The 13,478-nt window shown below is 65.2% G+C and carries 15 protein-coding genes; 6 read left to right on the top strand and 9 right to left on the bottom strand.

Annotated features, from left to right (window positions below):
- Position 1: 1 nt before the first annotated feature.
- From AC07PE_RS03095 to pgi, 6 genes are all read right to left on the bottom strand, one after another.
- On the bottom strand, positions 2-700 hold the full coding sequence (locus AC07PE_RS03095; RefSeq protein WP_498761468.1) for a YjjG family noncanonical pyrimidine nucleotidase: 699 nt from the start codon (positions 698-700) through the stop codon (positions 2-4).
- Positions 701-727: 27 nt separating this feature from the next.
- Entirely contained in the window at positions 728-1,351 is a 624-nt protein-coding gene (locus AC07PE_RS03090) for a glutathione S-transferase family protein (protein WP_498761466.1), read from the bottom strand.
- A gap of 9 nt (positions 1,352-1,360) precedes the next feature.
- Positions 1,361-2,215, bottom strand: a complete 855-nt coding sequence (locus AC07PE_RS03085) for an SIS domain-containing protein (protein WP_379768396.1) — start codon at positions 2,213-2,215, stop codon at positions 1,361-1,363.
- 13 nt (positions 2,216-2,228) lie between these two features.
- Positions 2,229-3,698 (bottom strand): glucose-6-phosphate dehydrogenase, encoded by a 1,470-nt coding sequence (gene zwf, locus AC07PE_RS03080; RefSeq protein WP_498761464.1) that lies wholly within the window; start codon positions 3,696-3,698, stop codon positions 2,229-2,231.
- A 212-nt stretch (positions 3,699-3,910) separates the two neighbouring features.
- A complete protein-coding gene (locus tag AC07PE_RS03075; RefSeq protein ID WP_498761462.1) occupies positions 3,911-4,807 on the bottom strand; it encodes an SMP-30/gluconolactonase/LRE family protein in 897 nt (298 codons plus the stop codon).
- Positions 4,808-4,820: 13 nt separating this feature from the next.
- Positions 4,821-6,461, bottom strand: a complete 1,641-nt coding sequence (pgi, locus tag AC07PE_RS03070; protein WP_498761460.1) for a glucose-6-phosphate isomerase — start codon at positions 6,459-6,461, stop codon at positions 4,821-4,823.
- A gap of 260 nt (positions 6,462-6,721) precedes the next feature.
- On the opposite strand from pgi, the gene edd reads away from it, so the two are divergent.
- From edd to AC07PE_RS03050, 4 genes are all read left to right on the top strand, one after another.
- A complete protein-coding gene (gene edd, locus AC07PE_RS03065) occupies positions 6,722-8,638 on the top strand; it encodes a phosphogluconate dehydratase (protein ID WP_498762958.1) in 1,917 nt (638 codons plus the stop codon).
- Between the two features lie 31 nt (positions 8,639-8,669).
- Positions 8,670-9,293, top strand: coding sequence for a bifunctional 4-hydroxy-2-oxoglutarate aldolase/2-dehydro-3-deoxy-phosphogluconate aldolase (gene eda / locus AC07PE_RS03060; RefSeq protein ID WP_230029349.1), 624 nt, complete (start codon positions 8,670-8,672; stop codon positions 9,291-9,293).
- A gap of 20 nt (positions 9,294-9,313) precedes the next feature.
- Positions 9,314-9,856: a Rhs element Vgr protein gene (locus tag AC07PE_RS03055; RefSeq protein WP_498761458.1), complete on the top strand. Its 543-nt coding sequence runs from the start codon at positions 9,314-9,316 to the stop codon at positions 9,854-9,856.
- 77 nt (positions 9,857-9,933) lie between these two features.
- Positions 9,934-10,428, top strand: coding sequence for a hypothetical protein (locus tag AC07PE_RS03050; protein ID WP_498761457.1), 495 nt, complete (start codon positions 9,934-9,936; stop codon positions 10,426-10,428).
- Here AC07PE_RS03050 and AC07PE_RS03045 read toward each other — a convergent pair whose 3' ends face one another.
- From AC07PE_RS03045 to AC07PE_RS03035, 3 genes are read right to left on the bottom strand one after another with little or no spacing between them, the layout of a single operon-like run.
- On the bottom strand, positions 10,429-10,821 hold the full coding sequence (locus AC07PE_RS03045; RefSeq protein ID WP_498761455.1) for a GFA family protein: 393 nt from the start codon (positions 10,819-10,821) through the stop codon (positions 10,429-10,431).
- 10 nt (positions 10,822-10,831) lie between these two features.
- Positions 10,832-11,380, bottom strand: a complete 549-nt coding sequence (locus AC07PE_RS03040; protein WP_498761453.1) for a hypothetical protein — start codon at positions 11,378-11,380, stop codon at positions 10,832-10,834.
- Between the two features lie 24 nt (positions 11,381-11,404).
- Complete coding sequence (locus AC07PE_RS03035) at positions 11,405-11,884, bottom strand: VOC family protein (protein ID WP_498761452.1); 480 nt, start codon at positions 11,882-11,884, stop codon at positions 11,405-11,407.
- 126 nt (positions 11,885-12,010) lie between these two features.
- Between AC07PE_RS03035 and AC07PE_RS03030 the strand changes: the two genes are divergently transcribed.
- Positions 12,011-12,718, top strand: a complete 708-nt coding sequence (locus AC07PE_RS03030; RefSeq protein WP_498761451.1) for an autoinducer binding domain-containing protein — start codon at positions 12,011-12,013, stop codon at positions 12,716-12,718.
- Positions 12,719-12,787: 69 nt separating this feature from the next.
- Complete coding sequence (rpiA, locus tag AC07PE_RS03025; protein ID WP_498761450.1) at positions 12,788-13,465, top strand: ribose-5-phosphate isomerase RpiA; 678 nt, start codon at positions 12,788-12,790, stop codon at positions 13,463-13,465.
- Positions 13,466-13,478 lie beyond the last annotated feature (13 nt).

The raw sequence follows: 13,478 nt of genomic DNA, 5'->3' as shown, positions 1-13,478 counted from the left end.
GTCAGGCGGCCAGCTTCTTCAAGGCCGGAACGATCTCGTGCAGGCTGCCCACTTCGCAAGTGGGCACGGCCTCCGATTCGTTCGCCAGCTGCGTTGGATTGAACCAGCAGCTGTCGATGCCGAAACGGTTGGCGCCGAGGATGTCGGCATCCAGCCGGTCGCCGACGATCACGGTCTCGTGTTTGGCAAAGGCGCGCGCCATCCTGGTCGCGTAGTCGAAGAAGCGGCTGTCCGGCTTGGCGTAGCCGCAGGCTTCGGAGGTCGAGACGAAGGAGATATGGTCTTTCAAACCCGAGCTGGCGATGCGGCGGGTCTGGATATGCTCGACACCATTGGTGATGATGCCGACTTCGCCGATCGCGCACAGGGCTTCGCAGACCTGCCTGGCGCCGTCGATCAGTACCACGGTTTCGGACAGCGACTCGAGGTAGAGGTGGCTGGCGGCCGCCGGATCCAGCTCGAGGCCGTTCTGCGCGAAGGTGCGGCGGAAGCGTTCGACCTTCAGGAAGTCCTTCGAGACGGCGCCCAGCTCGAATTCGCGCCAAAGGGCGATGTTGATTGCCTGGTATTGCGGGAACAGGGTGGCTATGCCTTCGCGCATGCCGAGCGCCTCCAGCGTGCGCACGAAGGACAGCTGTTCGGAGGCCTTGAAGTCGAGGAGGGTGTCGTCGAGGTCGAAGAGGAAGAGAGTGTGTTTCATCCGCACTAGTTTAGCCCAGCACGCGATTCAAGTGGTCAGCGGGGTCATCACCGTTTTGCGGAAGGCCGGACGTTGAGCCAGGCGCTCGAACCATCGCTGCAGATTGGGCAGCGGCGCGCGCGCGATCGGCAGGGCAAACCAGCGCCAGGCCGCGCAGCCGGCCGCGATGTCGCCCACCGTGAACGCGTCGCCGCCCACGTAATCGCGCCCGGCGAGATGATCGTCGAGGATGCGCATGGTAGCGAGCGCGGCCAGGCGCTGCTCTTCGATCCGCGCCGGATCGCGCTCGCCCGCGGGTGTGCGCATGTAGGCGCGGAACAGCGGCAGCAGGGCCGGCCACAGGGTCGAATTGGTCCAGTCCATCCAGCGCTCGGCGTCGGCGCGCGCGCGGGGCTCGAGCGGCAGCAGGCTGTCCGGCCCATAGCGGCCGGCGAGATAGCGGACGATGGTGTTCGACTCCCAGACCACGTAGCCGTCATCGGATATGGTCGGGACCAGACCGTTCGGATTCAGGCGGCGGAATTCCGGCGTGCCGACCAGGCCGAAGTGGCGGCCGGCGTCAATGCGTTCGTACGCGAGCGCCAGCTCTTCGCAGGTCCATAGGACCTTCTGGACGTTGATGGAGTCGGCATTGCCCCAGACGGTAATCACGGCGGCAGATTAGCCGATGAAGGAATCGAACTGCATGTCGAATTCCTGCAGCGCCTTCTGCGCATTCTGCATCTTCTTGCGGAACTCCGGACCGCGCTGCAGCGCCAGGCCGACGGCCAGCACGTCGATCACGACCAGGTAGGCCAGGCGTGCGGAGATCGGGGTGTAGGGGTCGGTCGCGAACACGAGGTCGATCGGGATCAGCAGGCTGGCCATGTCCGCCAGCGGCGTGCCGGACGGCGCCAGCACGATCACCTCGGCGCCGCCGCGGCGTGCCAGCTTGGCCGAGCGCGTGAGCGCGGGGTTGTTGCCGCGCTGGGAGATCGCCACCACCACGTCGCCTTCGCGCAGCAGGGCCGCGGCAATCGAGTGGATCGCCGGGTCGGTGTAGGCGATGGTCGGCACGCCCGAGCGGAAGAACTTGTGCTGCGCATCGGCGGCGACGAAGCCGGAGGTTCCCTGGCCGTAGAACTCGATCTTGTTGGCGCGCGACAGGATGTCCAGCGCCTTCTGGATCAGTTCCGGTTTCAGGTTGTTGCGCAGGTCGAGCAGGGTGTTGATGGACCGGCTGCAGATCTTGTTGACCAGGTCGGCGGCGAGGTCGTCCTGGGCCGGCTGCTCGCTGGCGCCAGGCAGGGCCAGCGCCAGGCCCTGGGCCAGCTTCAGCTTGAACTCGTGCCAGCCGTCATAGCCGAGGGTGCGGCAGAAGCGCACCACGGTCGGCTCCGAGACCTGGGCGGCGCGCGCCAGCGCGGTGATGTTCTGACTGACGGTGCCGTTGGGCGAGGCCAGCACGGCGAGCGCGACCTTACGCTCGGACTTCGACAGCGAATCGAGCTGGGTGCGGATGGAGTCGAGCAGCACGGTTATCAGGTCCTTAGTCTTCCGGCAGCGCTTCTTCGCGCCACTGCAGGCCGTCGCGGCCGATCAGGGCGCTGGACGCGGCCGGGCCCCAGGTGCCGGAGGAATAGGGCACCGGCGAGGTGTCGTCCTGTTCCCAATGGTCGAGGATGGGTTCGACCCATTCCCAGGCCGCTTCCAGTTCGTCGCCGCGCATGAACAGGGTCAGCTGGCCGCGCAGCACGTCGAGCAGCAGGCGCTCGTAGGCTTCCATGCGCGGCGCCTTGAACTGCTCGCGGAAGTCGAGTTCGAGCTCGGCCTGCTTCAGGCGCATGCCGTCGCCCGGGGTCTTCGACATCAGGTTCAACGACAGGCCCTCGTCCGGCTGCAGGCGGATCACCAGCGAATTCGGCTGGAAGCTCGAAGTCGGCTGGTTGAAGATCGAATGCGGGATCGGCTTGAAGCGCACGACGATCTCGGCCAGGCGGTCAGCCATGCGCTTGCCGGTGCGCAGGTAGAAGGGCACGCCGGCCCAGCGCCAGGTATCGATCTCGGCCTTCATGGCGACGAAGGTCTCGGTCTTCGACTGTTTGGGCGCGCCCGGTTCGTCGCGGTAGCCCGGCACCGGCTGGCCGTCGACAAAGCCGTTGCGGTACTGGCCGCGGATGATGTTCTGCGACAGCGTGGTCGGGGTAAAACGCTTCAGCGAGCGCAGCACCTGCAGCTTGGAGTCGCGCACGGCGTCCGGCGCGATCGAGGTCGGCGGCTCCATCGCGACGATACACAGCAGTTGCAGCAGGTGGTTCTGCAGCATGTCGCGCAGGGCGCCGGAATTGTCGTAGTAGCCGAGGCGGTTGCCGACGCCGATCTTCTCGGCGATGGTGATCTGCACGTCCGAAATCCACTCGCGGCGCCACAGCGGCTCGAACAGCACGTTACCGAAGCGCAGGGCCAGCAGGTTCTGCACGGTCTCCTTGCCGAGGTAGTGGTCGATCCGGTAGATCTGCGACTCGGCGAAGACCTTGCCGACGTCCGCATTGATCTGCTTGGCCGATTCGAGGTCGCGGCCGAGCGGCTTTTCCAGCACGACGCGCGAATTCGGCGTCGCCAGGCCGCTGGCGGCCAGGTTGTCGCAGATCGTCGCGAACAGCGAGGGCGGCGTCGCCAGGTAGTAGACGCGGGTTAGCGACTCGTCCTTGCGCAGGGCGTCGACCAGTGCGGCGTAGCTCGGCAGTTTGACGGCATCGACGGCCACCCAGGTGATGCGCTCCAGGAATTTCTTCCATGCGGCTTCATCGACGCTTTCCTTGATGTGCGGCTTCGAATTCGTCTCGATCATTTGCAGGAACTGCTCCTGCGTCATGTCTTCGCGGCCCACGCAGATGATGCGGGCGGTGGCCGGCAAGTCGTTGGCGACGTCACGCGCGTACATCGCGGGCAAGAGTTTGCGCATCGCGAGGTCGCCGGAGCCGCCGAAGAAAACGAGGTCGAAATCGGAAAGAGCCATGGGTGTCTGATCGTAAGATGAGGGGTGTGAGCTTGATTGTAAATTTACTACACAATTATTGGTTGCGCAAGTAAATTTACTACGTCAGAGGATGTGCTGCTGGTATATGGTGCCACATCCATTTGAGGGTTGGCGCAGACGTGGGCACGGGGTGCCCACCCTACGAACAGCGGCAATGTAGGGTGGGCACCCCGTGCCCACGAGCATGCCGATCAGCCGCGATATTCGGGCATTTCAAGCCCAGCCACATCCACCCGGAACGCCAGCACCTTCCCGCTATGCGGATACTGCGCCAGCTCTTCCTGCGGGCGTCCGCCGCAGGCACTGGTGACATACATGGTCCGCAGATCCGGCCCGCCGAAGCACACCGCAGTCGGACATTTCAAAGGCAGATCGACCTGCTGCAGTAACTCACCACTAGGCGACAGCTTCAGGATGCGTCCGCCTTCATACATGGCGATCCAGTAGTTGCCTTCGCTGTCGATCGCCGCGCCGTCCGGGCGGCCGCCGTAGGTGCCGGTGGTCTTGTCGGCTTCGAAGGTGACCAGGTTGCGGCCGTTCGACTGGGTACCGGTAGCGAGGTCGTAGTCGTAGACGTCGATGCGGTGGCTGGTGGTGTCGGCATGGAACATGGTCTTGCCGTCCAGGGTCCAGGCCAGGCCGTTCGAGTTGGTCATGCCGCCGGCCCAGGCCTGGCGCAGCTTGCCGGCTTCGAGCACGTACATCTCGGCCTTGGGCTGGTCGCGCGGCTCGTACAGGGTGCCGACCCAGAAGCGGCCCGCCGGGTCCACGCGGCCGTCGTTGAAGCGCATGATCTTGGTGTCGTAGGGCGCGGGGGCGATGTCCTCGCGCTCGCCGGTGCTGGTGTTCAGGTAGACGAAACCGTTGCGGGTGGCGACGACCAGGTTGTTGTCGACGTCGATGGCCAGCGCCGACGGCTCGCTGTCCATCTTCCACGAGGAATACTTGCCGCTAGCCGGGTGCAGGCGGTGCACCATACAGTCGGGCACGTCGACCCAGTACAGCGCGGATTCGACCGCGTGCCAGACCGGGCATTCGCCGGTCTTCATCGGTTCGTCATGGACGACCACGAATTGTTCGCTCTTCATATGCAGTCCTCCCTTACACCGTGGCCTTGGCGCGCGCGATCAGGCCGTTGGTCGAGCTGTCGTGCCCGGCGGGTTGCGCCTCGCCGTTGAGTTCCGCCTCGATCTTCTTGGCCAGCACCTTGCCCAGCTCGACGCCCCACTGGTCGTAGCTGTTGACGTCCCACAGCGCGCCCTGCACGAAGACCTTGTGCTCGTACAGCGCGATCAGGGCGCCCAGCGTGGCCGGGGTCAGGTACTCCATCAGGATGGTGTTGCTGGGGCGGTTGCCCGGGAAGGTCTTGTGCGGCACCAGGCGCTCGATGTCGTCGGCCGGCTGGCCGGCCAGGTCCTGGCGCACCTCGTCGGCCGTCTTGCCCTTCATGAAGGCTTCCGACTGCGCGAAGCAGTTGGCCAGCAGGGCCGCGTGGTGGTTGTGGAATTCGTGGGCCGGGCGCAGGGCGGCGATGAAATCGATCGGCGTCACGTCCGTGCCCTGGTGCAGCAGCTGGAAGTAGGCGTGCTGGCCGTTGGTGCCGACGTCGCCCCAGATCACCGGGCCGGTTTCGTAGTCGGTGATGGTGTCGCCGGCGCGCGTGACGCGTTTGCCGTTGCTTTCCATGTCGAGCTGCTGCAGGTAGGCCGGGAAGCGGTTCAGGTCCTGGTGGTAGGGCGCGATCGACACCGACGGGCAATCGAGGAACTCGCGGTTCCAGAAGCCGACCAGGCCCATGATCATCGGCAGGTTCTGCTCGATCGGGGCGGTGCGGAAGTGCTCGTCCATGGCGTGGGCGCCGGCCAGGAAGTCCATGAAGTAGCCATGGCCGACGGCCAGCGCGACCGGCAGGCCGATTGCCGACCACACCGAATAACGGCCGCCGACCCAGTCCCAGAACGGGAACATGTTGGCCGGGTCGATGCCGAAGGTCTTGATCGCTTCGACGTTGGTCGATACGGCGACGAAGTGTTTTGCCAGCGCCGCTTCAGGCGCCTGCTGCAGGAACCAGGCGCGCGCGGTGTTCGCGTTCATCATGGTCTCGGCCGTGGTGAAGGTCTTCGAGGCGATGATGAAGAGGGTGGTTTCCGGATTCACGCGCGACAGCGCAGCGTCCATGTCGTGGCCGTCGACGTTCGAGACGAAGTGCATGGTCAGGCGCGGATGGGTGAACTGGCGCAGCGCCAGGCAGACCATCTTCGGGCCGAGGTCGGAGCCGCCGATGCCGATGTTGACGACGTCGGTGATTTCCTTGCCGGTGTGGCCTTTCCACGAACCGTTGCGCACGCTGTCGCTGAAGGTCTTGACGTGGTCCAGCACGCCGTGCACATCGGCCGTGATGTTCTGGCCGTCGAGCTCGAACGGCTTGCTGCGCGGGGCGCGCAGGGCGGTGTGCAGGACGGCGCGGTTTTCGGTCAGGTTGATCTTCTCGCCGGCAAACATCGCATCGCGCAGGCGCTCCACGCCGCGCTCGCGCGCCAGCTGAGCCAGCAGTTCAAGCGTGCGCCCGTCAAGACGGTTTTTTGAATAGTCTAGGAACAGCCCGGCGGCTTCGACGGACAGTCGCTCGAAGCGCTGCGGATCCTGTGCGAACAGCTCGCGCATCTGCCATTCCCTGGCTTGGGAAGCGTGATTACGGAGCGATTGGTAGCTGGTGGTGCTGGTGAGAAGAGGTTGGCGCATAGTATGGACGGTATGATGTCATTTTGTGCAGATTATCGAATCATACAGGAAGCGGGCGTAAAATCACTACATAAAGTGAGCGTGAAGCCGTGGGCACGGGGTGCCCACCCTACCGTAGGGCGGGGCGGAATGCGCAGCATTTTGCGAACGTGCCCGCGATCAACATTCGAATCTCTCGGGGCTGACATGAAAACGGGGCGCCAGCATGCGCCCCTTCAGCTTTTGTAGTAAAATTTCAGAAATCCAATTCACAAGGAACGATCATGGTGCATCCCGTAGTAGAGAAGGTGACCCAACGCATCATCCAGCGTAGCCGGCCGTCGCGCCGGGCCTATCTGGCGCACCTGGACGCCGCGCGCGTGCAGGGCGTGCAGCGCGGGACGCTGGCCTGCACGAACCTGGCCCACGGCTTCGCCGCGTTCCCGGCCAACGACAAGCTCAAGCTGCGCGAGCAGAAGCAGCCTTCGGTGGCCATCGTTTCGTCGTACAACGACATGCTGTCGGCCCACCAGCCTTTCGAATACTTCCCGAAAGTGATCAAGGACGCCGTGCGCGAAGTCGGCGCCGTGGCCCAGTTCGCGGGCGGCGTGCCGGCCATGTGCGACGGCGTCACGCAAGGCCAGCCGGGCATGGAACTGTCGCTGTTCTCGCGCGACACCATCGCCATGTCGACCGCCATCGCGATGTCGCACAACATGTTCGACTCGGCGCTCTACCTGGGCATCTGCGACAAGATCGTGCCGGGCCTGCTGATCGGCGCGCTGCACTTCGGCCACATCCCGGGCATCTTCGTGCCGGGCGGCCCGATGACCACCGGTATCTCGAACAAGGAAAAGGCCGCGGTGCGCCAGCGCTACGCGAAAGGCCTGGCCACGCGCGAAGAGCTGCTCGAAGGCGAAGCCCAGGCCTACCACGGCGCCGGCACCTGCACCTTCTACGGCACCGCCAACAGCAACCAGATGCTGATGGAGATGATGGGCCTGCACCTGCCGGGTTCCGCCTTCATCACCCCGGGCACGCCGCTGCGCGACGCCTTGACGCGTGCCGCCTCCCAACACGCCGTCAAGATCTCGCAGCAGGGCGGCGAGTACATGCCGATCGGCCACATCGTCGACGAGAAGAGCATCGTCAACGCCATCGCCGCGCTGCACGCCACCGGCGGCTCGACCAACCACACCATGCACCTGATCGCCATCGCGCGCGCAGCCGGCATCGTGGTCGACTGGACCGACTTCGACGAGCTGTCGAAAGTGGTGCCGCTGCTGGCCCGCGTCTACCCGAACGGCGACGCCGACGTGAACCACTTCCAGGCCGCCGGCGGCCCGACCTTCGTGATCCGCGAGCTGCTGGACGCCGGCCTGGCCCACGACGACGTCAACACCATCCTCGGCCGCGGCCTGCGCGCCCACTGCAAGGAACCCTTCCTGGACGGCGACAAGGTCGTGTGGAAGGACCTGCCGGAACAGAGCGGCGACGAGAACGTGCTGCGCAAGCACACCAACCCGTTCAGCGACAACGGCGGCCTGATACTGGTGCAGGGCAACCTGGGCCGCGCCGTGATGAAGGTCTCGGCGGTCAAGAAGGAACACCACATCGTCGAGGCCCCGGCCAAGACCTTCGATTCGCAGGAAGACTTCATGCATGCGTACAAGGCCGGTCAGCTGAACACCGACTTCGTCGCCGTGATCCGCTTCCAGGGCCCGCGCGCCAACGGCATGCCGGAATTGCACGCGCTGACCCCGGCGCTGTCGAACCTGCAGGACGCCGGCTACCACGTGGCGATGGTTACCGACGGCCGCATGTCTGGCGCGTCCGGCAAGGTGCCGGCGGCGATCCACGTGTCGCCGGAAATCCTGGCCGGCGGCCCGCTGGGCCTCGTGCGCGACGGTGATATCATCCGTGTCGATGCGACCCAGGGCACGCTGGAAGCGCTGGTGCCGTCCGATATCTGGGCCTCGCGCAAGATGGCGACGGCGGACCTGAGCAAGAGTCACATCGGCATGGGCCGCGAGCTGTTTGCCATGTTCCGCGAACACGTCAGCGCGGCAGAGGAGGGCGCCGCCCACTTCCCGCTGCCGTCGCCGATCGAGACCACCGTTCCCCTGCACGAAGGCACCGACACCGGTGAGATCATGCCGGGTTCCGACGAAGACTTCCTGTTTCGCAAATCCAAATAAAACCTGAGAGAGCAAAACGATGAGTACTGATATGAGCCTGCTCGACATCATGAAATCGGCTGTCGTGATCCCGGTGATCGCGATCGACGATCCGGACCACGCCGTCCCCCTTGCCAAGGCGCTGGTCGCCGGCGGCATCCGCGTGCTCGAGGTCACCCTGCGCACCAAGCACGGCCTGGAGGCGATCCGCGCGATGGCCCAGGTCGAAGGCGCGATCGTCGGCGTCGGCACCCTGACCCAGCCGGAAGAATTCGCTGCCTCGCGCGATGCCGGCGCGGTATTCGGCGTGTCGCCGGGCCTGACCCCGGCCCTGATCGAAGCCGCGAAGAAGAGCGGCCTGCCGCTGCTGCCGGGCTGCATGACCCCATCCGAAGTGATGGTAGCGCGCGAAGCCGGCTTCAAGCAGCTGAAGCTGTTCCCGGCCGTGCCGGCGGGCGGCGTCGGCATGCTGAAAGCAATCGGCGGCCCGCTGCCGGACGTGACCTTCTGCCCGACCGGCGGCATCTCGATCGAGACCGCGCCGCAGTTCCTGGCGCTGAAGAACGTGGCCTGCGTGGGCGGTTCCTGGCTGACCCCGGCGGATGCGATGAAGGCCGGCGACTGGGATCTGATCACCGAGCTGGCCAAATCGGCGTCTTCGCTGCGCGCCGCTTAAAGCTTGAGCTTCAACTAGGCATGTCTCGCCTGGCGCGTGCTCTGACCGCGGGCGAGATAGAGATGGCGTCGCTGCTGTTCGGCGACGCCATCGACTACACGCGCGTGCGGGTCCACAACCGCCGTTACCTGCCGCTGGTGCAGCCGAAGAACTGCGCCATGACGCCCAACGGCAGCATCTACTTCCACCACTCCTGCTTCCTCCCTGATTACAGCGAGGGCAACCCGACCGTCATCCACTGGTTCATGCACGAGATGGTGCACGTCTGGCAGCACCAGCTGGGCTACCCGGTGCGGCTGCGCGGCGCGATCCGGTTCGGCCTGTCCTACCACTACGAGCTGCGCGAAGACGCGCGTCTTTCCGACTACAACATGGAAGCCCAGGGCGACCTGCTGGCCGATTACTTCGCGCTGAAGTTCATGCAGCAGCCGCGCGTGGTGCGCCAGCGCCGCCATGCGCATCAGCTGGGCTTGTACGAATGCGTGCTGGCGGGCTTCCTGGCCGATCCGGCCGATCGCGAGAATCTGCCGCGGGGCGGGGCGCGCAAGCTCCTTCGCCTCTAGCATTGCGATTCATCAAGCCCCAGCCGAGCCCGCCAACGTAGGCTCTCGTTCGTGCGCTCGTTCCCCAAGAGACCGTCATGCGATTCCCATTCCTTGTCTGCGCCCTGTGCGCGCTGGTGTTCACGCTGCCGGCGGCGAAAGCCATTGCCCGCATCGGCGCCGCCGAAGTCCGCGAAGGCCCGCGCGGCGGCCCCTGCTTCACCATCAGCCCGCGCGAAGAACGCGAGGGTACGCCGGATTTCCACTCCGTCACCGTGTCGGACGGCCAGCGCCTGCTGTGGAAAATGATCATGCCGCCCGAACGCACTTTTCCCCTGAGCTTTTCGATGTGCGTGCCCTACGGCGGCCAGGTCGCGTCACTGCCGCGCAGCCAGGCTGCGGCGCTGGAAGCCGGCAAGGTCTACTACCTGCGCATCGACGCCCGCCCCGGCAAGACGCGCGGCACCGCCCAGGCCTACGAGGCCCGCTTCTGCCTGGCGAAGCAGCGCGACGGCAGCGCCGTCGTGCACCAGATCTGGGAAGGCGAACGTCCCGGCAAGCGCATGTTCGGCTGCCTGCCGCCGGGCGAGTGATTACACTTCGGTGCGCCCCGTGTCCGGGCGATCGCGCTCGTAGTGCCTGGCCAGCGGGAAGGGCGGCAGCCAGGATTCGCGGCGTATGGTCCAGAGTTCGTAAGTCGGCTTGAACTGGTCCGGGCTGTCCAGCGCGCCCAGGCTGATCTCGATTTCATCCCCGCTTTTCGAGAAGGTAGACGAGCCGCAGCGCGGGCAGAAATAGCGCGTGCCGTAGTGGTGGGCTTCGCCTTCGATGGTCACCGCGTCTTCGGGATAAATCGCGGAGGCGTGGAACAGCGCGCCGTGGTGCTTGCGGCAGTCCATGCAGTGGCAGAGGCCGACGCGGTAGGGCCGGCCTGTTGCGGTGACGCGCAGGTCGCCGCACAGGCAGCCGGCAGTGAGTTGGTCCATGCTGGTCTCCTTATCGTTCGATGTACACCTGGCCGGAGATGTCGGCCTTTTTCGGCGACAGGCCGTGTTCGATGAGCACGCAAGCGATGGCATCCCGCGCGTAGCCCGTGGTGTCCAGGCGCCGGTTCGCATACAGCGAGGAGAATTTGTCCTTCAGCTCCTCGAGCGACAGCGGCGCAAGAAAATCGCGCGCCGCCTGAAGCTCGGCCTCGGAATACCTCGACGGGATATTGTCCAGCGCCGCTTGCTGCTGAAAGCGGAAAACGTGGTCCTCGGCCTGCAGGGCAAACTTGACCGCCCTGGCGGAATCGGCGGCGTCATATCCCAGCTGGAGTTCGTGGTGTATCGCGCCCAGCAGGAAATTCGCCGTGGTGCAGACCTGGCGAGCCCGTCCCGTCCGTGCATCGACGACGGTGATCAGCACATAGGAGGGCGAGGTCGACATCACGCGGAAGGCGTCCTCGTAGCTGGCGCGCGGCTGCATCGGGACGTCGTCCCGGGCCGCCACGCCGATGCTGGAGGCGCCAATAAGGAGTGCAATAGCTATTTTCGCTAACATCCCGTGCTCGCTTCGGTTTCCCGGTTAACCCCGCACCGCGGCTTCGATCTTCGCGACGTCGATCTTGCGCATGTCCATCATCGCCGTGAAGGCGCGCTTGGCCGCGACCGGATCGTCACCGGCCACCGCGTCGGACAGCACGCGCGGCGTGATCTGCCACGACAAGCCCCATTTGTCCTGGCACCAGCCGCAGGCATTTTCCTGGCCGCCGTTGCCGACGATGGCATTCCACAGGCGGTCGGTTTCTTCCTGGTCCTCGGTCGCGATCTGGAAAGAGAAAGCCACGCTGTGGCTCGGGCCGGGGCCGCCGTTCAGGCCGAGACAGGGAATGCCGGCCACCGTGAACTCGACCGTCAGCACATCGCCTTCCTTACCGGCGGGATAGTCGCCCGGCGCGCGGTGCACGGCCTTGACCTCGCTGTCCGGGAAAGTCTTGGCGTAGAAATTCGCCGCATCCAGTGCATCGCCGTTGAACCACAGGCAAATCGTGTTTTTGTTGGCCATCATCGTCTCCTCAGGGTGTATGATTGTTGAACAATTAACGGCACGTCAGTCTAGCAGCCTTGCGCCCCGCAAGGCACTGTAAGTTCTTGCAGGTTCGTGGAGGGTAGTCCCTTGCAGCAGTTTGAGGTGGAAGGACATCAAGAGTGGCTGCATGGCTTTGCGCAAGCGAAGACCGAGGCAGCCTTGCTGGAACTTCTGGCGAAGGCCGCCAACGAACTCGGCTTCGACTACTGCGCGCTCGGGATGCGCTTGCCGCTGCCGTTCTCGAATCCGCGCACCGTCATGTTCAACAATTACCCGCAGGCCTGGCAGCAGCGCTACCAGTCCGAGCAGTATCTGCGGATCGATCCCACCGTCGCCCATGGCATGACCTCGACCCGGCCCATGCTGTGGTCGGAAGCCCTGTTCGCGTCCAGCCGTCCGCTGTGGGAAGATGCGCGCGCCCACGGCCTGCAGATCGGCTGGGCCCAGCCGACGCACGACCTGAAAGGCGTCGCCAGCCTGCTGACCTTCGCGCGTTCCGGCGAATCCATCGGCCGCAGCGAATTCCAGGCCAATTCTCAGAAGATGCAGTGGCTGGCCCAGGCGGCGCATGCGGCGCTGTCCAACATCCTGGCCGCAAAGCCGGATGGCGTGGCCTCGATCAAGCTGACCGAGCGCGAAATCGAGGTGCTGCGCTGGGCCGCGGACGGCAAGACGGCCTCGGATACGGCCGAGATCCTGTCGATTTCCGAGCGCACGGTGATCTTCCACATCGATAACGCGTTGCGCAAGCTGGGCGCGGCCAACAAGACGGCAGGCGTACTCAAGGCGGCGATGCTGCGCTTAATCTGAGGTAGGAATTCGCGGACCGCCCACGCGCATCCGTTAAAATGGCGGCATTTTTCACCTTCCAACATCATCATGACCCAGGACGAACTCAAGCAGGCCGTGGCCCGCGCCGCTATCGATTACGTGGTCGACGGCGAAATCATCGGCGTCGGCACCGGCTCGACCGCCAACTTCTTCATCGACGAACTCGGCAAGATCAAGGACCGCATCAAGGGCGCCGTCGCGTCTTCCGAAGCCACCGCGGCGCGCCTGCGCAGCCACGGCATCGAGGTGCGTGACCTGAACGACGTCGAGTCGATTTCCGTCTACGTCGACGGCGCCGACGAGATCGACGCTTCCGGCGCCATGATCAAGGGCGGCGGCGCAGCGCTCACCCGCGAGAAGATCGTCGCTTCGGTGTCCAGGAGCTTCGTCTGCATCGCCGACGGTTCCAAGCTGGTGCAAACCATGGGCAAGTTCCCGCTGCCGGTCGAAGTCGTGCCGATGGCGCGCGCGGCCGTGATGCGCAAGCTGGCCGCCCTGGGTGGACAGCCGCGCCTGCGCACCAAGCCGGGCAGCGACGAGGCCTTCGTGACGGATAACGGCGGCCACATCATCGACGTCGCCGGCCTGTCGATTACCGACCCGGTGGCCCTGGAAAGCGAGATCAACCAGATCGTCGGCGTGATCGCCGTCGGCCTGTTCGCCCAGCGCGGCGCCAACGTCTGCCTGCTGGGCATGGCGGAAGGCGTCAAGACCCTGACTTTCTGATCCGGAGAGCGGC

Source organism: Telluria sp. GW821-FHT07G12, assembly GCF_059418525.1.
Note: the sequence above shows the minus strand (reverse complement) of the source record. Positions and strands in the feature narration are given on the sequence as shown.